At 43.5% G+C, this 25,506-nt stretch carries 23 protein-coding genes; 13 read left to right on the top strand and 10 right to left on the bottom strand.

From position 1 onward, the window contains the following. Nucleotides 1–24 precede the first annotated feature (24 nt). Nucleotides 25–378, bottom strand: a complete 354-nt coding sequence (locus ACSX1H_RS02655) for a hypothetical protein (RefSeq protein WP_439182027.1) — start codon at nucleotides 376–378, stop codon at nucleotides 25–27. A 252-nt stretch (nucleotides 379–630) separates the two neighbouring features. Between ACSX1H_RS02655 and ACSX1H_RS02650 the strand changes: the two genes are divergently transcribed. Next, a complete protein-coding gene (locus tag ACSX1H_RS02650) occupies nucleotides 631–1,653 on the top strand; it encodes a DUF4097 family beta strand repeat-containing protein (RefSeq protein ID WP_439182026.1) in 1,023 nt (340 codons plus the stop codon). A 103-nt stretch (nucleotides 1,654–1,756) separates the two neighbouring features. Here ACSX1H_RS02650 and arsC read toward each other — a convergent pair whose 3' ends face one another. From arsC to ACSX1H_RS02635, 3 genes are all read right to left on the bottom strand, one after another. Beyond that, nucleotides 1,757–2,098, bottom strand: coding sequence for an arsenate reductase (glutaredoxin) (gene arsC, locus ACSX1H_RS02645; protein ID WP_439182025.1), 342 nt, complete (start codon nucleotides 2,096–2,098; stop codon nucleotides 1,757–1,759). A 50-nt stretch (nucleotides 2,099–2,148) separates the two neighbouring features. Then, nucleotides 2,149–3,247 (bottom strand): peptide chain release factor 2 gene (gene prfB / locus ACSX1H_RS02640; protein WP_439182024.1). Its coding sequence is split into 2 segments (ribosomal slippage): nucleotides 2,149–3,183 and nucleotides 3,185–3,247, totalling 1,098 coding nucleotides; the frame shifts between segments, so codons are not numbered across the junction. A 41-nt stretch (nucleotides 3,248–3,288) separates the two neighbouring features. Further along, on the bottom strand, nucleotides 3,289–4,743 hold the full coding sequence (locus ACSX1H_RS02635) for a trypsin-like peptidase domain-containing protein (RefSeq protein WP_439182023.1): 1,455 nt from the start codon (nucleotides 4,741–4,743) through the stop codon (nucleotides 3,289–3,291). Between the two features lie 289 nt (nucleotides 4,744–5,032). On the opposite strand from ACSX1H_RS02635, the gene metH reads away from it, so the two are divergent. The 3 genes from metH (at nucleotide 5,033) to ACSX1H_RS02620 (ending at nucleotide 10,509) form a co-directional block, all read left to right on the top strand. Continuing rightward, nucleotides 5,033–8,770, top strand: a complete 3,738-nt coding sequence (gene metH / locus ACSX1H_RS02630) for a methionine synthase (protein ID WP_439182021.1) — start codon at nucleotides 5,033–5,035, stop codon at nucleotides 8,768–8,770. A 107-nt stretch (nucleotides 8,771–8,877) separates the two neighbouring features. Continuing rightward, on the top strand, nucleotides 8,878–9,831 hold the full coding sequence (gene metF / locus ACSX1H_RS02625) for a methylenetetrahydrofolate reductase [NAD(P)H] (RefSeq protein WP_439182020.1): 954 nt from the start codon (nucleotides 8,878–8,880) through the stop codon (nucleotides 9,829–9,831). A gap of 63 nt (nucleotides 9,832–9,894) precedes the next feature. Further along, nucleotides 9,895–10,509 (top strand): ankyrin repeat domain-containing protein, encoded by a 615-nt coding sequence (locus ACSX1H_RS02620; RefSeq protein WP_439182019.1) that lies wholly within the window; start codon nucleotides 9,895–9,897, stop codon nucleotides 10,507–10,509. On the opposite strand, the gene ACSX1H_RS02615 is transcribed toward ACSX1H_RS02620, so the two are convergent. The 6 genes from ACSX1H_RS02615 to ACSX1H_RS02590 form a co-directional block, all read right to left on the bottom strand. Continuing rightward, nucleotides 10,510–11,526 (bottom strand): glycosyltransferase family 9 protein, encoded by a 1,017-nt coding sequence (locus ACSX1H_RS02615; protein WP_439182018.1) that lies wholly within the window; start codon nucleotides 11,524–11,526, stop codon nucleotides 10,510–10,512. It abuts the gene before it with no gap. Between the two features lie 126 nt (nucleotides 11,527–11,652). Further along, a complete protein-coding gene (gene atpC / locus ACSX1H_RS02610; protein WP_439182017.1) occupies nucleotides 11,653–11,904 on the bottom strand; it encodes an ATP synthase F1 subunit epsilon in 252 nt (83 codons plus the stop codon). Further along, entirely contained in the window at nucleotides 11,904–13,418 is a 1,515-nt protein-coding gene (gene atpD, locus ACSX1H_RS02605) for a F0F1 ATP synthase subunit beta (RefSeq protein ID WP_439182016.1), read from the bottom strand. Before atpD ends, atpC begins: the two co-directional genes overlap by 1 nt. Before the next feature lie 37 nt (nucleotides 13,419–13,455). Then, nucleotides 13,456–14,430, bottom strand: a complete 975-nt coding sequence (locus tag ACSX1H_RS02600; RefSeq protein WP_439182014.1) for a polyprenyl synthetase family protein — start codon at nucleotides 14,428–14,430, stop codon at nucleotides 13,456–13,458. A 1-nt stretch (nucleotide 14,431) separates the two neighbouring features. Beyond that, nucleotides 14,432–16,852 (bottom strand): efflux RND transporter permease subunit, encoded by a 2,421-nt coding sequence (locus ACSX1H_RS02595; RefSeq protein WP_439182013.1) that lies wholly within the window; start codon nucleotides 16,850–16,852, stop codon nucleotides 14,432–14,434. A gap of 72 nt (nucleotides 16,853–16,924) precedes the next feature. Beyond that, complete coding sequence (locus ACSX1H_RS02590) at nucleotides 16,925–17,962, bottom strand: hypothetical protein (protein ID WP_439182012.1); 1,038 nt, start codon at nucleotides 17,960–17,962, stop codon at nucleotides 16,925–16,927. A 316-nt stretch (nucleotides 17,963–18,278) separates the two neighbouring features. Here ACSX1H_RS02590 and ACSX1H_RS02585 point away from each other — a divergent pair, with 316 nt between their 5' ends. Genes ACSX1H_RS02585 through ACSX1H_RS02545 form a run of 9 tightly spaced genes read left to right on the top strand, consistent with a single transcriptional unit; the run spans nucleotide 18,279 to nucleotide 25,487 of the window. After that, on the top strand, nucleotides 18,279–18,791 hold the full coding sequence (locus tag ACSX1H_RS02585; RefSeq protein WP_439182011.1) for a YfiR family protein: 513 nt from the start codon (nucleotides 18,279–18,281) through the stop codon (nucleotides 18,789–18,791). A gap of 9 nt (nucleotides 18,792–18,800) precedes the next feature. After that, entirely contained in the window at nucleotides 18,801–20,546 is a 1,746-nt protein-coding gene (locus ACSX1H_RS02580; RefSeq protein ID WP_439182010.1) for a methyl-accepting chemotaxis protein, read from the top strand. Nucleotides 20,547–20,552: 6 nt separating this feature from the next. Further along, nucleotides 20,553–20,867 (top strand): hypothetical protein, encoded by a 315-nt coding sequence (locus tag ACSX1H_RS02575; RefSeq protein WP_439182009.1) that lies wholly within the window; start codon nucleotides 20,553–20,555, stop codon nucleotides 20,865–20,867. A gap of 26 nt (nucleotides 20,868–20,893) precedes the next feature. After that, nucleotides 20,894–21,259 carry a response regulator gene (locus tag ACSX1H_RS02570; protein WP_439182008.1) on the top strand — a complete coding sequence of 122 codons (366 nt, stop codon included), beginning with the start codon at nucleotides 20,894–20,896 and terminating at the stop codon, nucleotides 21,257–21,259. A gap of 3 nt (nucleotides 21,260–21,262) precedes the next feature. Further along, the gene (locus ACSX1H_RS02565) at nucleotides 21,263–21,628 is read left to right on the top strand and encodes an Hpt domain-containing protein (RefSeq protein ID WP_439182007.1); all 366 of its coding nucleotides are present in this window, start codon (nucleotides 21,263–21,265) and stop codon (nucleotides 21,626–21,628) included. An 11-nt stretch (nucleotides 21,629–21,639) separates the two neighbouring features. Next, entirely contained in the window at nucleotides 21,640–23,679 is a 2,040-nt protein-coding gene (locus tag ACSX1H_RS02560; RefSeq protein WP_439182006.1) for a chemotaxis protein CheA, read from the top strand. A 13-nt stretch (nucleotides 23,680–23,692) separates the two neighbouring features. Then, nucleotides 23,693–24,127: a chemotaxis protein CheW gene (locus tag ACSX1H_RS02555; RefSeq protein ID WP_439182004.1), complete on the top strand. Its 435-nt coding sequence runs from the start codon at nucleotides 23,693–23,695 to the stop codon at nucleotides 24,125–24,127. A 6-nt stretch (nucleotides 24,128–24,133) separates the two neighbouring features. Further along, nucleotides 24,134–24,613, top strand: coding sequence for a chemotaxis protein CheW (locus ACSX1H_RS02550; protein ID WP_439182003.1), 480 nt, complete (start codon nucleotides 24,134–24,136; stop codon nucleotides 24,611–24,613). Nucleotides 24,614–24,623: 10 nt separating this feature from the next. Next, on the top strand, nucleotides 24,624–25,487 hold the full coding sequence (locus ACSX1H_RS02545; RefSeq protein WP_439182002.1) for a CheR family methyltransferase: 864 nt from the start codon (nucleotides 24,624–24,626) through the stop codon (nucleotides 25,485–25,487). The last annotated feature ends 19 nt before the right edge of the window (nucleotides 25,488–25,506 follow it).

The following is a 25,506-nucleotide window of genomic DNA, read 5'->3' as shown; positions in this document are numbered from 1 at the left end:
GTAATATTGTTAGTTCAATTGGTGTTATGCAAACTCCAGGTCTTTAAAATAGTCGATGAGGCCTTTTTTGATGAGCTGGTTCTGGTAGGACGGCATCATGGATTTTAGTTTGGCTGTACTCTCAAAAATAGGAAAGCCTTCACTGTCAATGCCTGTTTCTTTAATTACACCCTGACGCACCAAAATGCGGCAGCGGGCTACATTAATCAGATCCATTTTTTCGGTTTTGGTGAACTCACGAAAGCCCCAGCCCATTTCCTGAATACCAAGCATAAACAGAATAAATTCATATTCTGCCTCAACTTTAAAATGTTTGCTGAACTTAAGAATCAGTTGGTCCCACTCCTTTTCAAACTCTTCTGTTGTCATATCTGCCATGTTTCAAAATTAATCAATCACTTATAATGCACAAGTATTTTGTGTTTCAAGAAAGCAACAATGCCTGATGAAAAAAGTTGCGTAGTGACTATTCTATGGATACATCGAGCCCGTGTTGGTAGTATTATTTATTGCTTATTGTTGAAAAAAGTACTGAAGAGCTGTAACTTATTCACTCATTGGAGCGTCCTATTTTTCGATAGGACCGACAGGCCTATTATGTGAGCAAATAATTTACACCAAATTTATACTATGATGAAAGTTTCAAGATTAAGGTGCTGGATACTTATGGCCGCGTTAATGACGCTGCCATTGGTTGATGCACAAGATGTGATTGACAAAGTGGATGCCTCCTTCAGCAACATTACAACGGTGGAGGTGGAAGGATCGTTTTGTTACGTAAATATTTCGGGTGTTAATAGCAGCGATGTGCGCCTGACTGGTGAAATAACCGGGGCTGAACGCTACGAGGTAAAAATTAGGCACAATGTAACGGGCAGCACCTTGCGTGTGTGGATTGATCGACCTAATTCGTTACGAAATGTAAAAGGCAAGCTTGAATTACAAGTTCCGAAAAGTACGAATATTGATGTGGAGAACTCAAGTGGGAGTGTTCATGTTTCAAATGTTGGACAAGCGGTTGTGAAGCTGGAGACTTCCAGTGGGAGTATTCAAGCAGAGAATATTGATTCTGACCTAAGCGCTGAAGCTTCATCAGGAGGTATTTCAACGGCCGATATAGCAGGGGATGTGCGCGCCACTACTTCCTCAGGCGGTCAGAAACACATGACCATAGGCGGCAATCTAAAAGCCAAAGCTTCGTCGGGAGGTATTAAAGTAGAAGGTGTAAAGGGCGAAGCCGATGTGACAACTTCATCGGGTGGTCAGTCCATCGCAACGATTGGAAATAATCTTTATGCCCAGGCTAGCTCCGGGAGCCTTAAAATTAGCAATGTCAGAGGCGATGTGCGGGCCGGTGCTTCATCGGGCAGCATTAGTTTGAACAATGTTACAGGTGCTGTTCATCTGTCAACAAATAGCGGAAGTCAGCGAGGCACCAACATCAAGCTAACAGGCCATTCAACTTTCAAATCATCATCGGGCAGCGTATCTATGGAGCTAAGCAATGATGCAGAGGAGCTGAGCTTTGCTTTAAGTGCTTCATCGGGTAGCTTAAGTGCAAAAGGGAGTAGTGGTCGAAAAAATCTGATTATTGAGCAGGGCCCAATCAAAGTGACGGGTACCAGCAGTTCGGGTAGTCAGTCTTACCGATAAAAAGACGGTTCGATGGCCGGGAATTTGTTCCCGGTATATTAAAAAAACCGTTTAGCGACTTGTTTGCTAAACGGTTTTTATATTTGTTGTTGTGGCTGTTCTGTTAAAGAATAGTTTCAATAAGTTCTGTTGGACGTCCGATAACGGCTTTGTCTCCGTTAATAACGATTGGTCGTTCAATGAGTTGCGGGTATTCAAGCATTGCCAATATCCACTCTTCATCAGACAATTCTTTGTCGGCAAACTCGGTTTTATAAACTTCTTCGTTTTTACGAATCAAATCCAATGGACTGATCTCCAGTTTGTCAACAATTTCTTCCAACTCATCAGGCGTTAAGGCATCATCGAGGTATTTACACACTTCAAATTCAACACCTTTTTCTTCCAGAAGCGCTAAGCCGGCACGGCTTTTTGAGCATCGTGGGTTATGTAATATTGTAATCATACCTTGTTAATTTATTGCTACTCATTTAACCTATAACGCGCAGCATTTGTTTAAAAAACTTCTTCGCCACCAAACTCCATCAGGTAGGCTTTGATAAAACCATCAATGTCACCATCCATCACCGCCTGCACATTAGAAGTTTCGTAGCTGGTGCGCACGTCTTTAACCAGTTTATAGGGTTGCATTACATACGAGCGTATTTGCGATCCCCACTCAATTTTTTTCTTTTGTGACTCTACCTTGTTTTGTTCCTCCAGCTTTTTGCGTAGTTCAATCTCGTACAATTGAGATTTCAATAAACGCATGGCATTTTCTTTATTACCCAGCTGCGAGCGTGACTCGGTGTTTTCAATTACAATGCCCGATGGCGCATGTCGCAGTCGAACACCTGTTTCCACTTTATTCACATTCTGTCCACCAGCACCTCCCGAGCGAAATGTTTCCCAGGTTATATCACTGGGGTTAATATCGATGTCAATGGTGTCATCAATCAGCGGAATGACGAACACCGAAGTGAACGATGTCATGCGCTTATTGGCGGCATTAAAAGGCGACAAACGGACTAAGCGGTGCACGCCGTTTTCACTCTTCAGGTAGCCATAGGCAAAGTCGCCTTCAAACTGGAGGGTCACCGTTTTTATCCCGGCTTCATCGCCAGGCTGGTAGTTAACCTCTTTAATTTTGTAGTTGTGCGACTCCCCCCAACGGATGTACATGCGCATAAGCATCTCCGCCCAATCCTGACTTTCGGTGCCACCTGCTCCTGCATTTATTTTTAATACAGCACCCATCTTATCCTCTTCGCGGCGCAGCATGTTTTTCAGCTCCAGGTTCTCCAGAAGCATTTTCGCATGCTCATACTGCTGGTCCACATCGTCGGCTTCGGCTTCACCTGCTTTCTGAAAATCAAAGAGTACCTGCAGGTCTTCCACTGCTGAGGCCACCTCTTCATAGTCCGAAACCCAGCTTTTCAGCTCGCGCAGTTTCTTCATTTGCTGTTCTGCCTTTTGGGCATCGTCCCAAAAATCAGGAGCCTGTGATCGGAGCTCTTCTTCTTCTATCTCAACCTTTTTACGATCGATGTCAAAGATACCTCCTTAACGCTAACTCGCGTCCCGATAAATCTTTAAGTATTTCTTGTGTTATCATAATTCAAAATTAAAGATACAAAGGTATAAAAAACGGGCTGATTAACGGTCGTAACTGTCCAGCTTCACTCCTTTACAGTAACGTGACAGGTAAGTAAATGCCTCGTAATTACCTAATCGACCGGCTTTGTCCCAGTCGTAACAGGCTTTTTCGTGCATGCCGATGTTATAGTGAGCCATGCCGCGTGTAAACCAGGCATGCACATCTGTTGGGTCTTTCTCGATGGCCAGGTCTAAATCACTGATCGCTGGCAGGTAGTCTTTTTCCTTGAAATGAATGGCCCCGCGTATGGAAAAGAGGCCCGGTAAATCAGGGTTGAGGTAAATGGCTTTATCGATATCGTTCAATGTTCCATCCATGGAGGAAGAATGCTTCATTCTTAGCAGGGCCCGTTCGTAGTAGCCCTCGGCTAAAAGCGAATCGGCCTCTATGGCGGCGGAGTACCATTCAAATGCTGTTTGTGCTGCCTTGTTTGACTCATAATTGAGCCTGGCAAGTTGAATAATGGCCGGGGCGAAATTTAGTTTCCTATCCAGACAGGTCTCAAAGCTATTGCGGGCCTCACTATTTTTTTGTTCTGTCAATTGGAAAAGCCCTTGGTAGTATGGATGAAGAAACCCATTCGGATTAAGCTCCTGGCACAGTTCAAAGTCAGCGCGGCTCCCTGTAAGGTTCTCATATTTGAATCGGGCATATGCCCTTAGACAATGGGCTTTATAGTCTCTGGGGTGCGTTTTGATGTGCTGGCTCAGATTTTTAGCTGCTTCAACATATTCGTGGCAGCTAATATTGAGCAGCGATTGGCTGAGCAGAGAATTAAAGAGGGGTTGTATTGTTGGCCTCCACGTATTTCTAAAAGGCCGGTTAATGTTGACCCAGTTACTGTCGTTCAGCAGGTGGCTGCTGTAGAGTATTTTGTGTGAGCCATTATCCGAAACGTTAAGGATGCCACAAAGCAGTCCTTTGTCCGAGATAGCGGGAGCACCAGCAGACAAAGAGGTAAACGGACCGTCAATAATGCCGACCCTTGAAATGTAATGGAAATAGCTCAGGTTTTTTACAGGTGCCAGGGTCATGCCATCCGGTGATTCGAGTGGATGAGTAAAAATGAGGAGCTCCTCATTATTGGTAAAGGACTGTTTGGCGGGAATTAAATAGCTGAAGGTTTTTTGCCGCGTCGGTTTAACTTTGATCAGCACCATGTTGCTGTTTGGGTGAACCGACAGGATTCGCTCTATTTCCACCTTTTTTCCTCCTCTGAGTGTAATCACGGCTGAATCTGCCTTTTCGAAAACCTGCCCCATTGTTATGGCAAGGCCATCGCTGCTTATAAAAAAGCCTGAAGCTGAGGCCGTCAGCTGCTTATTACTGTTGTAGGTGCGCACATCAAAAACGGCCTTTTCGCTGTTGTTGATGATGTCCATCTTCGACTGGCTGAACAGCAAAGTGGGACATGCAACGAGTAATAATAGTATCTTGAGTTTGGTTGTGGTCATCAGGAACATTGATTAGTCTGTTCAAAAATAACAAAATCGCGGGTTAAAGGTTGATTATCAATCAGAGAAGATGGGGAATACAGGTTGTAACTGCCGCAGTGTGGCACTTCCTGCCATTATTTATCTCATTGGAAAAAAATTATAGTAATTTTGCTAATTCAGGTCTAACTATTAAGATATTGGATTGTTAGTTAACCTGAAGTTGCTTTTTACTGCTCCGTTTGAGTTGAAGTAAAACACCAAATACCATAAAAACATTAACCACAATTTTCAAATTCATAGAATCAATATGACGCGAACAGAATTGTTGTATAAAGTCATCAAAGAACGGGTACTGCTGCTTGATGGCGCCATGGGAAGCCTTATTCAGACCTATAAGCTTGAGGAAGAAGATTACAGAGGCGAGCGTTTTAAAAATCACCACATGCTCATCAAAGGGAATAATGATATTTTGTCGTTAACCCGGCCCGATATAATCAAGGAAATTCATGCCAAATACCTAGAGGCAGGGTCTGACATTATTGAAACCAATACCTTTAATGCGACTTCTATTTCGCAGGCCGATTACGACATGCAGGAGGCCGTGTGGGACATCAACTTCGAATCGGCTCGTATCGCCCGTGAAGTGGCAGATGTCTATAGCGCGAAAAATCCTGATAAACCTCGTTTTGTTTGTGGCTCCATTGGACCACTGAATAAGGCCTTGTCTTTATCGCCAGATGTGAATAATCCGGGCTACCGTTCAACCAGTTTTGATGAGGTCAAAGAAGCCTATAAAGAGCAGGTAAGAGCTCTTATCAAAGGAGGGGCTGACCTGCTGATGATCGAAACCGTATTTGATACACTTAATGCCAAGGCCGCTCTGTTTGCCATTGATGAAGTGTTTGAAGAGGAAGCGTGTAAATTGCCAATTATGGTGTCTGGAACCATTACCGATGCCAGCGGACGTACCCTATCGGGGCAAACGCTACAGGCCTTTATCGATTCCATTTCGCACATGGACATTCTCAGTATTGGTCTTAACTGTTCGCTAGGCGCAGAGGAACTGGAACCCTATGTGACTGAATTGTCAAAAAATGCCCCTTTCTATATCAGTACTCACCCTAATGCGGGTTTGCCAAACCAGTTTGGCGAGTATGATCAGTCGCCTTCTCAGATGTCGGCTTTAGTGGAGCACTGGATGGCCGATGGCAAGGTGAATATTATTGGTGGTTGCTGCGGAACTACGCCTGAGCACATTGCCGCCATGGCTAAAGTAGCTGCCAAGTACGATGGGCATCAAAAAGTGCAGCCCTCTCCCATTACGCACCTAAGTGGGTTGGAATCCTTGCAGATGCGTAAAGAGGCCAACTTTGTGAATATTGGTGAACGTTGTAACGTGGCCGGCTCTCGTAAGTTTTTGCGCTTAATAAAGGAGAAGAAATATGAAGAGGCAGTGGATATTGCCCGTCATCAGGTTGAAAATGGGGCACAAATAGTAGATGTAAACATGGATGATGCCATGCTCGACGCGAAAGAAGAGATGGTGATTTTTCTGAATATGCTTATGTCTGACCCGGATGTGTCGAAAGTGCCGGTGATGGTTGATTCCTCTAAATTTGAGGTGATTGAAGCTGGGTTGAAATGTCTGCAGGGTAAGTCTGTGGTCAATAGTATCAGCCTTAAAGAAGGCGACGAACTGTTTCTTGAGCATGCCCGTACCATTAAAAAGTATGGCGCTGCCGTTGTAGTGATGGCTTTTGATGAAAAAGGACAGGCCGATACTTTTGAACGGCGTAAAGAAATTTGTAGCAGGGCTTATAAACTGTTGACCGAAAAAGTGAACTTCCCGCCTCAGGACATCATTTTCGATCCGAACGTGCTGGCCATTGCAACAGGCATTGAGGAGCACAATAACTACGCAGTCGACTTTATTAAAACCTGTAAGTGGATAAAAGAAAACCTACCACATGCGCACATTAGTGGAGGTATTAGTAATTTATCGTTCTCGTTTAGAGGGAATAATGTGGTGCGCGAGGCCATTCACTCAGTATTCTTATACTATGCTATTCAGGAAGGTCTTGATATGGGAATTGTGAATCCGGCCATGCTGCAGGTATATGATGATATCCCCAAAGAACTCCTGGCATATGTCGAAGATGTGGTATTAAACAAGCGCAGTGATGCGACTGACCGTTTGGTAGAGTATGCCGAGCAAATAAAAAACACCCAGCAGGCACAAGGCGAAATCCAGCAAGCAGCCTGGCGTGAAGGAACCCTGGAAGAGCGTCTGAGCCATTGCCTGGTGAAAGGCATCAGCGACTACCTGGACGTAGATGTAGCTGAAGCTTTGGAAAAGTACCCAACGGCTCTTGATATTATTGAGCAGCCCCTGATGGATGGGATGAATGTGGTGGGTGAACTGTTTGGAAGCGGTAAGATGTTTTTGCCACAGGTGGTGAAAACTGCGCGTGTGATGAAAAAAGCAGTGGCCATTCTTCAGCCTATTATTGAGGAGGAAAAAGCTTTGACCGGAGGAGCTAAAACCAATGGCAAAATATTGATGGCGACCGTAAAGGGTGATGTGCACGATATTGGTAAAAATATTGTGGGCGTAATATTAGGCTGTAACAACTACGAAGTAATCGATTTGGGGGTGATGGTGCCTACCGAAGCAATTCTAAAGAAGGCGATTGAGCATGGTGCCGATATCATCGGGTTAAGTGGGTTGATTACACCTTCGCTCGAGGAAATGGTGAATGTAGCTAAGGAGATGAAGCGCAACAGTTTCAATATCCCATTGTTGATTGGGGGGGCTACTACCTCAAAAATTCACACGGCTGTAAAAATTGAACCGGAGTATGACAGTCCGGTGGTTCACGTCAAAGATGCTTCAAAGAGTGCGCAGGTGGTGAGTGCCTTGCTTTCAGCCAAAGAGAAAGAGAAGTTCGTGCAAAACGTTAAGCAGGAATACGAAGGCCTGCGTGAACGCAATGCCAGTAAAAAAACCATCAGTCTGTTGCCCATTGAAGAGGCGCGGGCCCGAAAGCACCAAATCGACTGGTCTAATACCATTACCCCACTCCCCGCAGAGGCCGGTGTACGCGTGCTGGAGGATTATCCCATAAGTGAGATTCGTAAGTTCATTGACTGGACGTTCTTTTACCAGGCCTGGCGCCTTACGGGTAACTACACGGATATGGATTCGGTGGTGGATGAGGCTTCGAAAGCCAAGTGGCTGGAACGCTACCGCACCGACGACGCCAAAGCGAAAGCCGAGGAGGCCTTGAAGCTGTATCGCGACTCGCAAGCCATGTTGGATCGGATTGAGAATGAGCATATGCTGCAGGCCAACGCGGTGTTTGGCATCTTTCCGGCCAATAGTGTAGGTGATGATATTGAGGTGTATACCGATGAATCGCGACAGGAGGTGATGGCCACGTTCCATCATCTGCGCGAGCAACAAGATAAGCCTGGTAAAAAGGTGTTCCACTGTTTGAGTGATTATGTGGCACCTAAAGAAAGCAAGCGTTTCGACCATATTGGCGGTTTCGCCGTAACAGCGGGCATTGGAATTGAAAAGTGGCTGGAGCAGTTTGAAGCTGATCATGATGATTACAGCAGCATCCTGTTAAAATCATTGGCCGATCGCCTGGCTGAAGCCTTCGCTGAGTTGTTGCATTATCGAATCAGAACGGAGTTTTGGGGTTACGCTCCCGATGAGGTGATTGACCACGAGAACCTGGTTCGTGAGCGTTACCGCGGTATTCGTCCGGCACTGGGTTATCCGGCTTGTCCGGATCATAGTGAGAAGCGCACCCTCTTTGACCTCTTGCAGGCCGAGGAGAATGCAGGCATTACCTTAACCGAGCACTACAGCATGTATCCTAATGCTTCGGTAAGCGGTATATACCTGGCGCATCCGGATGCCATCTATTTTGGCCTTGGCAAAATTGGTAAGGACCAGGTGCAGGATGTTGCCAAGCGAAAAGGTTGCACCGAACAAGAGGTTGAAAAATGGATTCCTCTGAATTTGGAGTATAAGTAAAATGATATTGTCGAAATGTTGATTTGCTGATTTGTTGAATTGATAAGTTCAAGTCTACAAATCAGCAAATTTCCAAATCAACGATTCAACAAATCACAATTGATATAATGACCGTAGCAGAACAAATAAAATCAACCGTAAAAACCGGTTTCTCCTTTGAATTATTGCCACCTCTCAAAGGGAATAGCATTGATAAAGTGTTTAACACCATTGACCAACTAAAGGAGTTTAACCCGCTTTACATCAATATAACTTCCCACAGGGATGAGATGCAGTACAAGGATACCGCCAATGGTCTATATGAGCGCCGGGTTATCCGCAAACGGCCCGGTACAGTGGCTGTAGCTGCGTCGATCCAGCACAGGTACGGATTAAAGGTGGTGCCACACATTATTTGCAGTGGTTTTACTAAGAGCGAAACCGAGTATGCCTTAATTGACCTGAATTTCTTGGGTATTCACGATATACTTGTGTTAAGAGGCGATAATGCCAGTAAAAAGCAATTTGCCGGGGCCTCTGAAGAGGGGAATCAATATGCCTTGGATTTGGTAAGGCAGGTGAATGAACTAAATGCGGGTCAGTTTCTCGATGGTACGCTGGTCGATGCCTTTGATACACCTTTTAGTTATGGCGTGGCGGGTTATCCCGAAAAGCATGAGGAGGCGCCTAATATGGACTCGGATCTATACTGGTTAAAGCAAAAGGTAGATGCCGGTGCGGAGTACATTGTTACGCAAATGTTCTTCGACAATAAAAAGTACTTCGAGTTTGTAAACAGAGCTCGGGAAATGGGTATCACCGTTCCTATTGTTCCCGGTTTAAAGCCGATTACATTAATGAATCAGTTAACAGTGTTACCTAAAATCTTTCATGTGGATATTCCTGAGGATTTTGCCAGGGAAATGCGTAAATGTAAAAACAATGATGAGGTCAAACAGGTGGGTGTTGAGTGGTGCATTCACCAGGCTAAAGAGCTGATAGAACACAATGTGCCCATTCTGCACTTTTATACCATGATGGCTACTGCAAGCACCAAAAAGGTGGCAGAGGCCATCTATTAGTCACGATAGCTGTGGAATTAAAACGGCATTTATACATGAGCAATTTAATAATAAAATAGTCGAATGAAGAGATTAGTAACACTGACTGGTGTGACATTGATGATTGTCCTAATGGCTTGTCAGTCATCGGGTAAGAAGGATGCAAAGCAAAGCAACGAGTTGGATCAGGCAGATGCTGTGCCGACAGAGGCACTGAGCGTCAGTATGTCAGCTTATTTTCAAGCTGCTTTAGAGGGCGATCTTGAGAAGGTAAAGGAAGCTATTAGTAGTGGCGTTGATGTGAATGCCACGGACGATAACCAGCACAGTGCTTTAATGCTGGCAGCTTATAACGGACATCATCATATTATTTCGGTTTTACTTGAAAAAGGCGCCAAGGTAGATGCAGTGGACGGCGTGAACCGCACCGCTTTGATGTTTGCATCAACCGGCCCGTTTACACAAGCGGTGGAGACGCTGATACAGGCGGGTGCCAATCTTAATGCTACCGACAGCGAGGAGCAGTGGACACCGGTTATGATGGCGGCCTCCGAAGGCCAGCTGGATGTCGTAAAGCTTTTAGTTGCCCACGGAGCCGACCTTTCAATGGTAGATGTGGATGGCGAATCGTCTTTGGATTTTGCCCAATCAAACGGCCACCAGGAAGTGGTAGCCTTTATTCAATCTCAGCAGAAATAACTATAAGTCAATTGACTTGGCAACTAATAGAGGGGAGATGTCCATCAGGCATTTCCTTTCTTCTTTTAACTTGCATTTGGTGCTGCCATCTTTGGTACATGGGCGGCAAGGTAAATCCACCTCCATCACTTTCATTTTCGGGTTCGATGGATAGCCAAAGGCCGTTGGGCCAATGATTGCCTGACCGGGCTTCTGAAATAAGTCGGCAGCATGTAAAAACCCGGTATCACCACTAATCACATAAGGGGAATGCCAAACAGCACAAAAGCTCTCCATTAGAGATGTTTTACCAGCGAGGTTAATCACCCGCTCGGGTGCGGACGCTTTAATTTCTTCACAAAAAGTATCACCTGGTCCTCCCAGTACCACAAAGTGCAGGTCTTTTCTTATGGTTACCAGCTCTTGCCAGTAATTGACTGGCCAACGTTTTAGTTCCCAGGCGGCTGATGGAACCAGAGTAACAAACTTTCGGGGGTCGGGCAGCTGTTTCAGAACCAGTTGTTCAATCTTTTCTTCTGTTTCACGTGGAAAATTCCAGTCGCTAAAAGGGGTGTTAAACTCGCTTACGTCCCACTTTTTTAGCGGGTGACGGAAGGAGTCCAAAGCCTTAAATGGTTTAGGTAACAGGTTGATGCCGAAGCGGAATAGCAGTAAACGCTTGAGGCGATCCTTATGGCGGGTGACCAGCTTATTTCTTTTAAACAGATTACAGAGCCCAAATGGACAGAGCACCAGTTTAAGGATGTTTGAGCGAATGTTACTGTGGGCGTCATAAATCAGGTCAAACTGTTCCCTTTTCAGTCTGGAACCGAGTTTAAAAACACCACCAAATCCTTCTTTACGGTCAAACGCCCAAATGTGATCGATGCGTGGATCAATGCGCACCAATGATTCCATATCAGCCCTGACTACCCAATGAATTTCTGCTTCCGGAAACTTGTTCTTCAGTCCGGTTACCACCGACATGCATTGAATGATGTCACCAATTGAGCTTAAACGGATTATAAGGATTTTCATGCTTTGTTTGTATTGAGATAAAAGGAGGCGCTTCAGCCCTTTCTTTCAGCTATTAGATTATTCGCAAAAATAAAAAAATCCCGGGGTATTGCCGAGATTCAATGGTGTTATCTTCTAAACTGACTTTTAACTCTTATGAATTAAGATGGTCACTTTGTTGTTTTCGCATTCTAACACGCCACTTTTACAGTCAAAATACTCCTCGTGACCGGTTTTACTTATCACCCGTATTTTGCCTTCTTTTAGCACCGAAATAATGGGGGCGTGATTTTTAAGTAAGGTAAATTGCCCTTTCTCGCCAGGAACGGTCACTAATCCAACGGGTGCATCATAAATAACTTTCACCGGTGTTACTATTTCGCAATGCAGATCTTCCATTAGGCTGATTTTGCTTGTTTCAACAATTCTTCACCTTTGGCAATCGCCTCTTCAATGGTTCCAACCAGGTTGAAAGCGGCTTCAGGGTATTGATCCACTTCCCCGTTAAGTATCATCTTAAAGCCTTTAATGGTATCTTCAATGGATACAAAGACCCCTTTAAGACCGGTGAACTGTTCGGCAACGTGGAAGGGTTGTGAAAGGAAACGCTGTACACGGCGGGCACGGTGCACTACCAGTTTATCTTCTTCCGATAGCTCTTCCATACCCAGAATAGCAATAATATCTTGCAGTTCCTTGTAGCGCTGTAGTATCTCGATAACGGCCTGAGCGGTGCTGTAATGATCATCACCAACTATTTCAGGTGTCAGCATTCGGGAGGTCGAATCCAACGGATCCACCGCCGGATAAATACCCAGCTCGGCAATTTTACGGCTTAATACAGTTTTGGCATCCAGGTGGGCAAAGGTTGTTGCCGGAGCCGGATCGGTTAAGTCATCGGCCGGCACATAAACGGCCTGTACTGAGGTGATTGAGCCGTGTTTGGTTGAGGCAATGCGCTCCTGCAAGGCTCCCATCTCCGAAGAGAGAGTTGGCTGATAACCTACAGCTGACGGCATGCGGCCCAATAGTGCCGATACCTCTGAACCGGCTTGTGTAAAGCGGAAGATGTTATCAACAAACAGCAGCACATCACGTCCGGCGCCGGTCCCGTCTCCATCGCGGAAACTCTCGGCTACGGTTAAGCCCGACAGGGCAACGCGTGCCCGTGCACCTGGCGGCTCATTCATCTGTCCAAACACCATGGTTACCTGTGAGGTATCCAGCGCTTTTTTGTCCACCAATGATAAGTCCCAGCCACCTTTCTCCATGTCCTCTTTAAAGGCCTCGCCGTAGTTAACAATCCCGGATTCAATCATTTCGCGCAGCAGGTCATTTCCTTCACGGGTGCGCTCCCCTACCCCTGCAAATACCGATAGTCCATCGTGGCCTTTAGCAATGTTGTTAATCAGCTCCTGGATCAATACGGTTTTTCCTACTCCGGCACCGCCGAATAAACCAATTTTTCCTCCTTTAGCATAAGGTTCAATCAAATCCACGACCTTAATGCCCGTGAATAATATTTCGGCTTGTGTTGATAATTCTTCAAATGATGGCGGGTCTCTGTGGATAGGGTTACCTCCTTCTTTGCTTACCTCGCCAATGCCATCAATGGCATCACCTACAACGTTGAGCAGACGACCTTTAACACTTTCGCCAACAGGCATGGTGATGGGTTTGCCCAAATGGGTAACCTCCAGTCCTCGCATCAGGCCATCGGTTGAATCCATGGCTATGCAGCGGATGGTGCTTTCGCCAATATGTTGCTGGCACTCAATAATTATTGAAGGGTGGCCTTCACGCTTTATTTCTAGAGCATCCAAGATGTTTGGCAGCTCCTCATCGCTTAATTCGAAGCTAACGTCTACTACCGGACCAACGATTTGTATGATGGTACCAACCAATTTTTCCATATTATGCGTATTATTCTGGCTTTGTTAAAGTTTCTGTCTAGCGGGAGCGCTCAATAAGTTGCATTGCAAACTTACGGAGCTCATCCTTCATTGTTTCGCGTCCATCCACCTGATTTAATGCATTTATGGCTTTGTCGAAATAAAAACCCATTTTATCTTTTGCCAATGCATCTACCTCAAGTGTATTGTAGATGTTGCGAACTGCTTCTATCTTTTCATCCGAATTAAAGGTCTCTGCATTAATCCAATGTAAAAGATCGTCGCGCAATGAACCCGACGCCAATTGTAACGCATTAAGCAATAAAAATGTTTTCTTATTGGCAACAATATCTCCTCCAATAGCTTTCCCAAATGTATCAATGTTGCCATACACGTCTAAAAAGTCATCTTGCAGCTGAAAGGCTAAGCCAATGTTCTCCCCAAATTCATAGAGTAAATCAGCATTTTTATCGGAGGCCCCTCCTACTATGGCGCCGGTTTTTAAGCTGGCAGCCAGAAGTACAGCTGTTTTAAGGCGAATCATCGTTAGGTAATCATCCACCTTCACATCATCGCGGTGTTCGAATTCCATGTCGTATTGCTGACCCTCGCAGACCTCAATAGCCGTTTGGCTAAATAGGTCCAATACTTTTTTTAAAAACCTGGCATCGGTCAGCGTTGCATACTGATAGGCTTTTATCAACATGGCATCGCCTGATAAGATGGCCGTGTTTTCATCCCATTTTTTATGCACGGTTGGTTGGTTGCGTCGCACATCTGCCTTATCCATAATGTCGTCGTGCAGCAGGGTGAAATTATGAAAAATCTCCAGCGATAACCCCGGGTTCAGTGCGTTTTGTATATCATCATCAAACAAATAGCAACCGGCCAGGCATAGTGTCGGACGAATGCGTTTTCCACCCATGCCCATCACGTAGTCGATAGGGCGGTATAAATTGGCCGGTTCAACAATGTAATCTTGTTTAGCCAGCTCTTTTTCAACGATTTTTTGAAGGTCAGATATTGTGTACATACTAATGGCTGTTTACTGATTTAAGGTCTTTCTTTTTTTCTATCCTCAGTTCTTCCAGCTCAATGTCTTCATCTTCGTCATAAATATGAAGCAGAGGCTCTTTAAAGGACTGGTTAGTAATGGATTTTTCTAATGTTAATAACAACGCAGGAAGTAAAATAAGGTTTGAAAACAAGGCAATTAAGAGTGTGACGGCTACCAGAATGCCAAGTGCTACGGTACCCCCAAACTGCGACACACTAAAGATACCAAAGCCAAAGAACAGAATGATGGATGTATAAATCATGCTAACGCCTGTTTCTTTTAGCGCCAACACCACTGCGGCCCTAATGCTCCAATTGGTTTCGGATAGTTCCTGACGGTATTTGGCCAGGTAGTGAATGGTGTCATCAACACTGATACCAAACGCAATGCTGAATACCAATATGGTCGATGGCTTGATTGGAATATGGAAAAAGCCCATCAGCGCCGCGGTCATAATCAATGGGAAAATGTTGGGAATAAGCGAAACCAGCACCATCCGTTTAGATGAAAACATCCAGGCCATAAAGGATGCAATCAGCACAATGGCCAGTAAAAGGCTGGTAAACAGGTTACGCACCAGGTAATCGGTTCCCTTGAAAAACACCACACTGGCGCCTGTTAGGGAGGTGTAATATTTATCGGGTGGGAAAACGCTCGAAATGGTTTCGCGTATTTTTGTATCCATCGCTGCCATCTCTGTGGTGCCGATATCTTTCATCCGAAAACTTAGTCGCGCCCTTTGTTTGGTTGAATCAATAAAAGTAGTGATCAGGCCATTGTTGGCCGTGTTTTGCGTATCACTTTTATTAACATAGGAAAGGATGAAGTTGCGCTCCTGATTGCTTGGTACTTTATAATGGCTTTGCTTTCCGTTGTAAAATGCCTGACGGGCAAACTTCACCACTTCTACCATTGAGAGCGGGTGTGAGATGGCCTCAAATTCTTTCAACTCCTCCTGCAGCTTGTCCATGCGTTTCAGGTTGCTTCCCGAAATAGCACCGTTGGGCTTTTTGGTGTCAATCATCAGCTCTAATGGCATGAGGCCATTGAAGTTGCTCTCAAAAAACTTGAGGTCAACGTAAAGCGGATCGTCGTGCGGAATGTCATCCAGCATAAACCCTGTGGTTTTTATTTTTGAAATACCAATAATGCCCAGAAACAGCATGAAGCCGGCCACCCAATAGATTTTTGTGCGATGATTAAGGGTGATGCGAACCAGTCCTTTAACTGCCTTATCAACGGTTTGGTTGTTAAGGTGGTTCAGGTGACGCTCTTTGGGCCCATCGAGGAAACTAAATATTATTGGAATCAGCAGGATGGATAAAATAAATACCACCATGATGTTTATGGCGGCAATCACCCCAAATTCAACCAGTATTTTACTGCTTGTAAAGATGAAAGTAGCAAAACCGGAGGCGGTGGTCAGGTTGGTGAGAAATGTCGCATTTCCAATCTTTCGAATAACCCGTTGCAGTGCCTTTATTTTATTTTGATGCTTGCGATATTCCTGATGGTATTTGTTAAGAAGAAAGACCGAATTGGGAATGCCAATAACAATAATAAGCGGCGGAATCATCCCTGTTAGAATGGTAATTTTATAGCCAAAAATGCCCTGAATACCCAGAGCCCAAATAACGGCAATACCCACCACCAGCATTGAGAACATGACCACTTTAAAGGAACGGAAAAACAAGAAGATTATCAGCGCAGTAATGCCCAGTGCCAGAAAAATAAACATGTTCAGCTCCTTCTTTATCATCTCAGCGGTGACCACCCGAATGTATGGAAGTCCGGAGTAATGAATTTCCTGCTTGGTTTTTTGAACAAAAGCCTGACCGGTTTTCTGAATCTGATTAACCAGTTCAACCCGCTCTTTACTGTGCAAAATGTCTGCATCAAGTGTGAGTGCCATTAAATAGGCATCGGTGTTTTTGTTGTACAGGAGTTCGTCGTAAAAGGGCAGACTGTAAAAGACTTTTTTAAGCGAATCGAGCTCTGTTTGGTAGCTTACCTTATCGGGGAAAATGGGCTCTATCTCAAAGCATTTTTCCTGGCTGTTTTTTTTAAGGTTGTAAGATTGACCGATTGAAAAAACCGACGTTACCCCTTCTATCTCCATTAATGATTTTGAAAGGTCTTGCCAGTTGTTGAAATCCTCAAGCTCAAAAAAGTCCTCGTTTTGAAGGCCAATTATCACCATATTCCCTTCGGTGCCATAGATGCTCAGAAACTCCTGATACTCCAGATAGGTTGGGTCGTCTTCCGGCAATAACGGGGCGTATTGGTACGACATTTCAATTTGTCGCGACATGATGCCCATAAATACCGTTACCAGGAATAAAGCAATTAAAATGGCTATTCTGTTACGCAGTATAAAGCGTGCTATATAAATCCACATCTGTTAATCGTCTTCTTTTTATAATTGTGCGAAAATAGGTAAAATGGGCTTGTTCGGCAATGGTTAATTTTATTAGAGAGTGCTTGTGACAATCACTTCAGCAATAAAGCTATCTGCGGATTGTTGAGCAGTTGGCTTTAGCACAGTGAGCTTGTGAGGCGGCAGTTGTTTGGTGAACTGGTCTTCAATAGCACGTACCTGAGCCGCATCTGCCACGCGTACCTTAATTTCGTCAATCACATTGGTTGTTTTGCTGTAGTTTTTCAAAATGTCAGCAATGCCGTTCACCACCTCTTGGGTCTTATTTTGTACCTCAGTGCCAGAACTAAGCGGTATATTTCCAATAAATATTTTCTGTAGAGCAGGCAGGTAGCATCCAACAGTTGAGTGCTTGTCCTCATTGTTTTGGAACGCATATTGTGCCGTTGGGAACCCATCTTTTGAGGCTGCAATAAAGTCAATTGTGTAGCCGCTTTGACGACTGTTGTTTTTTAGCTGTAACGGATAACCATGTTTAAATAACACTGGGTCAAAATAGAGGGTGCGAACTTCTTCAGCCATATTGGTGCTCTCATCATCCGTCCTGCTTTTTTCTGCTTGCTTAATATAATCCGACAGCAGGGCCATATGTCCCAGATTCATCTCTTCATGGTCCAACAGCTGTTCGGCAAAGTCGTAGGCCAGCTGAATGTTCCGCAGCTCATCCGAAGTGTCGAAATGAATATTTCCTGAGAGTAAAACCTTTTCATCATTTATTTCCACTAAGGTATAGGCATGCTTCTGAAACTGTTTATGCGTTACCCTTGCCTTTTTAGGATCGATGAGGCCAATTCGGAAGATTGCCTGGTTTCCTGCTCCTACAGTTTCTTGATTAATCAGTGTATTTGCAGGTTTACTGGAGCCAAAGAGCTGTGCCATAGTCGACTCAAAAGCTGAATGGCATGCGGTGTATTCATCTTTATTGGTCATTGGCAGGTAGCAATCAACCTTGATAATACTGGCCGTGGAGATGCTTAAATCGGATAAAAAGGCACTTAGTTCGTTGTGTATTTCGTTGGCTTTTTCCAAAAGAAAAAGTGATGTATCTAACTTTAATGATGTATATTTCATGTGTCTGTTATATTTCATTTTCAATACCTATGCACCGTGTTTGGGTAAAGTACTCATGCAATTAATATGATTTCCTTAAACAACTTTATCTTATTTTGAGTTGATGTATAGTTTGAGGATATCAATGCGACCAAACGTTCATTAGGCTAGTGCGGAAAACTCCTGCAAAGTTAACCGAATTGACCCAAATAGAGTAAAACGAGATGCGATTCTTTTTTTCGATGAAATAAAATTATTGTTGTAAAAAGTAACATAATAGGCTCTCGTGCGTACCAAAGCCAATTAAGATGTTGAATTTTGTAGGACAGATTTATTTATGAAAAAGGTTTTATTCATTTTGACTTTAATGCTGCTGCCCTTGATGGGGCAAGCTCAAGTAGCTAAGTTCAAGTCAGTTTTTACGCTGAGCTTCATCCGGCACATCGGTTGGACGGAGGCTGCCAAACAAGGCGATTTTGTGATTGGCGTTGTGCGCGATCGGGAAGTAGCTGATTGGATGTCAAAATTATCTGCAGGTAAAAAGTTTGGGTTTCAGAATGTGGTGATTAAAGAATTTAAATCGCCAGAAGAAATAGTTGATTGTCAGGTAGTGTACGTCTCATCGAATGTTAATTTCTCGAGGTACGCATCTACTGTTATTGATAAGGTTAATGGTAAAGGGACACTGATTATCACCGAGTCGGAAGGAGCCTGTAATCATGGGGCTATGATAAACTTTGTGATTCGAGATCAGAAACTTAAATTTGAGATCCATAAGACCAATGCAGCAAAGGTTGGTTTGCAAATCAGCTCGAAGCTCGAAGGGATGTCCAATGCAATTAGCTTATAAGAAGTAAACATGAAAAATATCAAACTGAATATTGCCCAAAAATTGTTGGCTGGGTTTGGAATCATTCTGCTGTTGATTGTGATCAACGGTGTCTGGACCTTTTCAACGCTGACAAGTAGTAAAGATCTGAATAGAAAATTGACAGGTTTATACTCTCCCTCATCTGCTAAGCTCGAAAGTTTAGCCGATGTAGTAAACGATTCGAAAATGCTCATCCGTAGTTGGGTGTTTATTGATACACAGTCGGGTACGCCCGATAAAGTGCGTTTGGGAGAATTGCATGAGAAAGACTATCAGGAATTAAAGAGCGAGCTGCTTCTTTTGAGTAAGGAGTGGGTGGAAGAAGGAAACGATGAAGATGTAAAGATGCTCACCGACATTTTCAATGAGGTCGATTCCTTGTTTGAAATGCAAAAGTATGTGATGAGCAGCCTTAGTTCTTTTGAGGCCTATGAGGATGCCATGGTGCTGTTTGAAGTAGAACCAATGGTACAGGATGGTGGTGAAATCATTACTTTGTGCGAAAGCATTGATAAGGACATTAGGGCGCTGACTGCCAAGTACGATGAGCAAACAAATGTGGCTCTGTCGGGGAGTAACCGCAGCTTTACAGTTTTGCAGTGGGTTATTATTATCATGAGTTTATTGGTAATTGCAGGTGCCTTGTTAACCGCATTCTTGCTTTACAATTCCATTATAACGCCACTTAATAAAGGCGTAACTTTTGCCCGGTCAATCGGGCAAGGCGACTTAACCGCTACGGTGGATGTCGATCAGGACGATGAAATTGGGGACTTGGCTAAGGCCTTGGTGGCAATGGCCGATAACCTTAAAAATACTGTTAACACCATTAAGTCTAATGCCAACGATTTGGTGACATCGAGTACGCAGCTGAAGTCCAGCTCTATGCAGCTGTCGAAAGGATCGGCTGATCAGGCGGCATCGGCAGAGGAAGTTTCGACTTCCATTGAAGAAATGGTTGCTAACATTGATCAAAACACCGATAACGCCATCGAAACTGAGAAAATTACGGTGGAAACAGCGAAGGATGTTACCGTGGCTGATGACCTTTCATCACAGTCTGCGAGTGTGATGAAAGAGGTGTCTGAGAAAATTACCATTATTAGCGATATTGCCTTCCAGACCAATATTTTGGCCCTTAACGCGGCCGTTGAAGCGGCCCGGGCTGGCGAGCACGGTCGTGGCTTCTCAGTTGTAGCTGCCGAAGTGCGTAAGCTGGCCGAGAGAAGTAAATCAGCCGCTGATGAAATCGTTTCATTGGTATCAACCGGATTGAAGGTGTCGACTGAAGCAGGTAAAAAAGCAAAAGCTTTGGTGCCTGATATTGAAAAGACCACTCAGCTCATTAAAGAAATTGCAGCTGCCAGTATGGAGCAAAAAACAGGTGCCGAGCAAATTAACCTGGCTATGCAACAGCTGAATATGATTACCCAGGAAAATGCGTCATCTTCAGACGAACTGACACAAAGTTCTGATGTGCTGGCTAACCTGGCCGATAACCTGAATGAGGTGGTAAGCTATTTCAAGGTGGATGCGAAGGAAGTAAAAGTGACTCCAAAAATGAATGGCAAAGAAACAAAGACTTCTGAAGTGAAAATTGCCACGGAGAAACCTGTAAAAAAGGCACCTGCCAAAAGCCCTGAAAAGCCCGTAGCCAAGCCGCACAAAAAGGCAGAAAATCCTTTTTCCAATTTTGATAAAGATTTTGATTTAGATAATTACGAGAAGTTCTAAGAGAAGATGATGGATAACTTACCATATACAGTGACCATTGATGAAATGCCGGAAAAGTCGCTTGTGCGCTTTTCCGGACAATTAATCATCAATCATATCGAAAGAATAACCGGTGTGGTTAAGGATGGCTTAAATGCCAGCAAAGATCTGCAAATTGAAATTGAACGCCCGGAAAGTGTTGATGTCACCTTTATGCAGCTTGTATTGGCTATTAAGGCAACCTTAGCAGCGAACGGAAAAAAAGTAGTAGTAAAATCTGAGTTGAATGATGAACTTACCAAGATGATTCAAAATTCAGGTTTTCAGTATGTTATTAATTAACCTAAAAAATAACTAGAACAATAATTATGGCTAAAACAGTTCTCATTGTTGATGATTCAGAAAGTATCCGCGAAGTAGTCAACTTTACCTTGCAAAACGAAGGGTATGAGGTATTAGTGGGAGTAGATGGTGAAGACGCGCAAAAGTTCCTGGATGGTAGAGCGATTGATATTGTAATTACCGACTTACACATGCCAAATCTTGATGGTCTTGGCCTGATTCGAAAGATCAGAGAGATTGAAGACTATAAGCATATTCCGATCTTGTTCCTGACAACAGAGTCGCAAGCCGCAAAAAAAATGGAAGCCAAACAAGCTGGTGCAACCGGATGGATCATTAAACCTTTCGTTCCGGCCAAATTGTTGAGTGCCATTTCCCGTGTTTTGAGATAAAGAATGAAAATCAAAAATATTTTCATTAAGGAAACAACTGAAAACCTGGCCGTTCTTGAACAAGAGCTAACAAGGCCTGTTAACTTGTCTCGCGATGCTATTGAGATGGTTATACGAACCATGCATAACATTAAGGGAACGGCACCAATGGTGGGATTCAATGCCCTGCCTGAAATTGCAACACCAATTGAGCAGGCGTATAAGGAGGTACTTAATAAGAACCTTTTAATTACCGCCTATATGCTTGAACAAACAAAATCAGCTGTATCCGTTATTCAAAAATTACTAATTAGTGATGAGTCACAAATACCCCAAACTGGAAAAGAGCAGGAGGTGTTGATAGACTACTTTAACGCCATTACAGGTTAAAAGCGCAAATAATGATTGATAAGTTTAAGGCAAAATTTGTTGAGGAGTCAAATGATAATGTTCACGATTTAGAGGAAGCATTATTGCTGCTCGAGAAGGATACGGAGAACAAAGAAATAGTGGAGCGCATTTTCCGTGCGATGCACACGCTTAAAGGGGGTGGCGCTATGTTTGGCTTTAACCAGTTGAGCGAATTTACCCATCATCTCGAAACAATTTTCGATCAGATTCGAAATAATAAGCTCGTTATTACTGACGATATCATTTCGCTCACGTTTGAATCCATCGACCATATTAAATACATGCTCGAGGTAGGTGATGTGGAGGAGCAAGATGAACTTGACAATCAGAAGGCCTTTATAGAACGTGTGCAACGGGTTTCTAACAGTGATTCGGTGATGGATAGAACCGACGTAAAAGTTAGTAAAGCCGAAAAGGTAGATGACGATGGGTCAAAAACCTACCTGATTGAAATAAAGCCTAACGAAGAGATTTTAAAAAATGGAACCAATCCATTTTATCTCCTGGATGATTTGCACGCGATGGGCACCGCCAAGGTGATTGCCTATCATGAAAAAGTACCTGTACTAAATAACTTTAATCCAGTAAATAACTACTGTCACTGGCAGGTAGTGCTGAATACCAGTGAGTCGGTTAATGATATTAAGGATGTATTCATTTTTGTAGAAGATGAATGTGAAATTAAAATCACCCAAATTGGCAGCGGTAATCTATTAACTACAACCGAGCTGAACGACAAAATTGAGGAGGCTGCCAGAGAGCAAAAAGCACTTTCAAAAGAGGAGCTGGTTGCAATTGCTGCTCAGGTAAACGACAGTGATGAGAAGAAAGACTTAAAAAAGAAGGTTCAGCTTAAAGAACATAAAATATCCAGTATCCGGGTTAATTCCAACAAGATTGACGAATTGGTTAACCTTGTGAGTGAATTGGTAACCATTCAGGCTCAATTAAACCTGTTTGCCGAAAATGATGGGAACCCAGCCGCGTTGGCCCTGGCTGAGAATATTCAAAAATTAAGTCGTCAATTACGCGACAATGCATTTTCAATCAGTCTTATTCCTTTGCAAAGCGAGTTGATGCGCTTTCAGCGATTAGTGCGCGACCTCTCTAAAGAGTTGCAAAAAGACATTGATTTTGTGATTGAAGGGGGCGACATCGAACTCGATAAAAATATTATCGAACACCTTACCGATCCTCTCTTACACATCATCCGTAATGCAGTTGATCATGGTATTGAGCTTCCCGATGAACGTATTCAAAGCGGGAAATCGCCCAAAGGAACCATTTTGTTTAAGGCCTTTTATTCGGGAGCCAGCGTTATTGTTAAGGTCATGGATGACGGTAAGGGAATTGATCCTGAGTTCATCCGCAAAAAAGCCATTGCAAAGGGCCTGATTGATAGTTCTACTGAACTGACCCGTAAAGAAATTTTCGAGCTGGTGTTCCTGAGTGGATTTTCTACAAAAGAGCAGGTGACTGATGTATCTGGTCGTGGTGTTGGAATGGATGTGGTGAAGAAAAAGATTGGAGAAATACGTGGAGAAGTATCCTTAGATTCAGAAATGGGCCAAGGCACCACTTTAACTCTCGAGCTGCCAATGACCTTGTCCATCATTGATGGATTATTGGTTAACGTGTTCAAGAATCAATACGTTATCCCAATTGCCAATATTGAAAAAATATATGCCATTGATTCAGTTTCTTTTGGTAAAACATTTAATCATGTTGTCAACATCGAAGATGACCAATACCCGTTCATTGACCTAAGGGAGGCCTTCGAAACGGAGCTTGAAAATAAAGGGACTGAGCAGTTGATTCTGGTAAAATATGAAGACAGAAGAGTAGGACTGTTAGTCGATCAGGTGATAGGCGAATATCAAACAGTGGTTAAACCGCTTGGCCGTTTCCTTAAAAAGCAAGAGAATATTTCAGGGGCATCTATCTTGGGCGATGGAACAATTGCTTTGGTGATTGATACCAACCGCCTCATTCATAATCATGCCGCAAAAAAATATCGAACCAGAAACTAATTAATTAGAAGAGATGACATCAATTATATCGTTTTTAATCAATGGAGAAGCATTTGCGTTCGATACACTTAAAGTACGTAATATTCTTGAATTTGATAAAGTAACGTGGGTGCCCAATACAAAAGACTACCTTTTAGGGGTGATTAACCTGCACGGAAATATTATTCCAATTGCCGATTTAAGGGTGATGATGGAGGCTAAAGACATTGAGAATACACAGGATACTGCAGTCATTGTGGTGTCTGACAATGACAAAACAGAGTCATTAATAGGTTTGGTGGTCGACGGCGTTAAGGAAGTTTTTGATCTCGAAGAGTCGGAGTTGCGCGAATCTGTTATCAATGGAAATACAGGTTTAGTGCATACATTTGTGGGAAGTATTTATAAAAATGATGAGTTTATTCACATCATTGATTTAACTGAAGTTGTACAGGAAATTGAAAATTAAAGAGGGATGAGCCAGGAAGTTAACGCATATCTTACTTTTTCGTTGGATAACAATGTTTTTGGTGTTCACGTTGAGAAAGTCATCGAAATAAGAGAGTATACAACACCAAAGTCTGTTCCCGAAAGCATGAGCTATGTTAAGGGAGTCACCGACCATCGTGAGCAGATCATTCCAATTGTCGATGCTGCTGTGAAGTTTAACCTCGGTCAGGTCGAGGTCACACCTCAGTCGTGTATCGTCGTTTTGGAAATTAATAAAGCAGATGGTAGTGGCCTGATGAACATCGGTATTTTGGTGGATGCTGTGTCGGATGTATTTGAAGCCGACGATGCTTCGCTCAAGGTAATTGAAACCGACTACAAGCCTGGTTATATCACCGCGTCTTATCAAAAAATTGATGAATTAGTCATGATTTTGAATGTGGATAAGATATTTAGTGAGAAAGATATCATCAGCCTTGACGAAATAATAAAGGCTGTTAAGTAGGAGCAGGCAGATGTTTGGGGAGGGTAACATAGGTAAGGAGAAAGAGCTGGATGCTTTTAAAGCAGAGCTTTCTGAAAAAGATTTTAAAGCGTTTAGCGATTTTATCTATAAGGAGTATGGCATTAAAATGCCACCGGTTAAACGTGTGATGTTGCAGGGGCGTCTTTTAAAGCGGCTCCGCGAGCTAAACATGCGCACCTACAGCGAGTACAAAGAGTATTTTTTTAGTAAAGAGGGGCAAAAGAAAGAGATATATAGCTTTCTGAATGTAGTAACGACTAATAAAACAGATTTCTTTCGCGAACCTGTGCATTTCGATTTTTTGAGAAATGAAGTTTTGCCCCAGCACAAAGGGAGTGGTTTATTTAAAGTTTGGAGTGCTGGTTGTTCCAGTGGTGAAGAGCCGTATACAATATCAATTGTGCTGAATGAGTATCAGCGCGAAGCACCCGGTTTTAATTTCGCTATTCATGGCTCCGATATCTCTAATAAAGTGCTGGAGACAGCTGCCAAAGGCGTGTATGCCGAGAGTAAAATAGCCGTTATTCCATTAGAATTAAAGAAGCGCTATTTTTTGAAGAGTAAGGATCGGGTCACACCTACCGTTAGAGTGAAGCCCGAATTGCAGCGCAACGTTTTGCTGAAGCATGTTAATCTAATGGATAGCCATTACGACATGAATGAAACTTTTGATGTGGTGTTCTGTCGCAATGTGTTGATTTATTTCGACAGAGTTACGCAGGAGCGGGTTATTAGTAAACTGTGTAACTATCTTAAACCGGGAGGGATCTTTTTTATTGGTCACTCCGAATCATTATCAGGAATGAATGTGCCGTTAGAGCATATACGGCCAACAATTTTTAGGAAAATATAATTAGTCCGGAATATAAAAA

The organism is Carboxylicivirga taeanensis (genome assembly GCF_051851475.1).
Lineage (GTDB): Bacteria > Bacteroidota > Bacteroidia > Bacteroidales > Marinilabiliaceae > Carboxylicivirga > Carboxylicivirga taeanensis.
Note: the sequence above shows the minus strand (reverse complement) of the source record. Positions and strands in the feature narration are given on the sequence as shown.

Coding starts and splice junctions, on each gene's coding strand:
- ACSX1H_RS02655 (WP_439182027.1), bottom strand. CDS start 378: ATGGCAGATATGACAACAGAAGAGTTTGAAAAGGAGTGGGACCAACTG.
- ACSX1H_RS02650 (WP_439182026.1), top strand. CDS start 631: ATGATGAAAGTTTCAAGATTAAGGTGCTGGATACTTATGGCCGCGTTA.
- arsC (WP_439182025.1), bottom strand. CDS start 2,098: ATGATTACAATATTACATAACCCACGATGCTCAAAAAGCCGTGCCGGC.
- ACSX1H_RS02635 (WP_439182023.1), bottom strand. CDS start 4,743: ATGACCACAACCAAACTCAAGATACTATTATTACTCGTTGCATGTCCC.
- metH (WP_439182021.1), top strand. CDS start 5,033: ATGACGCGAACAGAATTGTTGTATAAAGTCATCAAAGAACGGGTACTG.
- metF (WP_439182020.1), top strand. CDS start 8,878: ATGACCGTAGCAGAACAAATAAAATCAACCGTAAAAACCGGTTTCTCC.
- ACSX1H_RS02620 (WP_439182019.1), top strand. CDS start 9,895: ATGAAGAGATTAGTAACACTGACTGGTGTGACATTGATGATTGTCCTA.
- ACSX1H_RS02615 (WP_439182018.1), bottom strand. CDS start 11,526: ATGAAAATCCTTATAATCCGTTTAAGCTCAATTGGTGACATCATTCAA.
- atpC (WP_439182017.1), bottom strand. CDS start 11,904: ATGGAAGATCTGCATTGCGAAATAGTAACACCGGTGAAAGTTATTTAT.
- atpD (WP_439182016.1), bottom strand. CDS start 13,418: ATGGAAAAATTGGTTGGTACCATCATACAAATCGTTGGTCCGGTAGTA.
- ACSX1H_RS02600 (WP_439182014.1), bottom strand. CDS start 14,430: ATGTACACAATATCTGACCTTCAAAAAATCGTTGAAAAAGAGCTGGCT.
- ACSX1H_RS02595 (WP_439182013.1), bottom strand. CDS start 16,852: ATGTGGATTTATATAGCACGCTTTATACTGCGTAACAGAATAGCCATT.
- ACSX1H_RS02590 (WP_439182012.1), bottom strand. CDS start 17,962: ATGAAATATACATCATTAAAGTTAGATACATCACTTTTTCTTTTGGAA.
- ACSX1H_RS02585 (WP_439182011.1), top strand. CDS start 18,279: ATGAAAAAGGTTTTATTCATTTTGACTTTAATGCTGCTGCCCTTGATG.
- ACSX1H_RS02580 (WP_439182010.1), top strand. CDS start 18,801: ATGAAAAATATCAAACTGAATATTGCCCAAAAATTGTTGGCTGGGTTT.
- ACSX1H_RS02575 (WP_439182009.1), top strand. CDS start 20,553: ATGATGGATAACTTACCATATACAGTGACCATTGATGAAATGCCGGAA.
- ACSX1H_RS02570 (WP_439182008.1), top strand. CDS start 20,894: ATGGCTAAAACAGTTCTCATTGTTGATGATTCAGAAAGTATCCGCGAA.
- ACSX1H_RS02565 (WP_439182007.1), top strand. CDS start 21,263: ATGAAAATCAAAAATATTTTCATTAAGGAAACAACTGAAAACCTGGCC.
- ACSX1H_RS02560 (WP_439182006.1), top strand. CDS start 21,640: ATGATTGATAAGTTTAAGGCAAAATTTGTTGAGGAGTCAAATGATAAT.
- ACSX1H_RS02555 (WP_439182004.1), top strand. CDS start 23,693: ATGACATCAATTATATCGTTTTTAATCAATGGAGAAGCATTTGCGTTC.
- ACSX1H_RS02550 (WP_439182003.1), top strand. CDS start 24,134: ATGAGCCAGGAAGTTAACGCATATCTTACTTTTTCGTTGGATAACAAT.
- ACSX1H_RS02545 (WP_439182002.1), top strand. CDS start 24,624: ATGTTTGGGGAGGGTAACATAGGTAAGGAGAAAGAGCTGGATGCTTTT.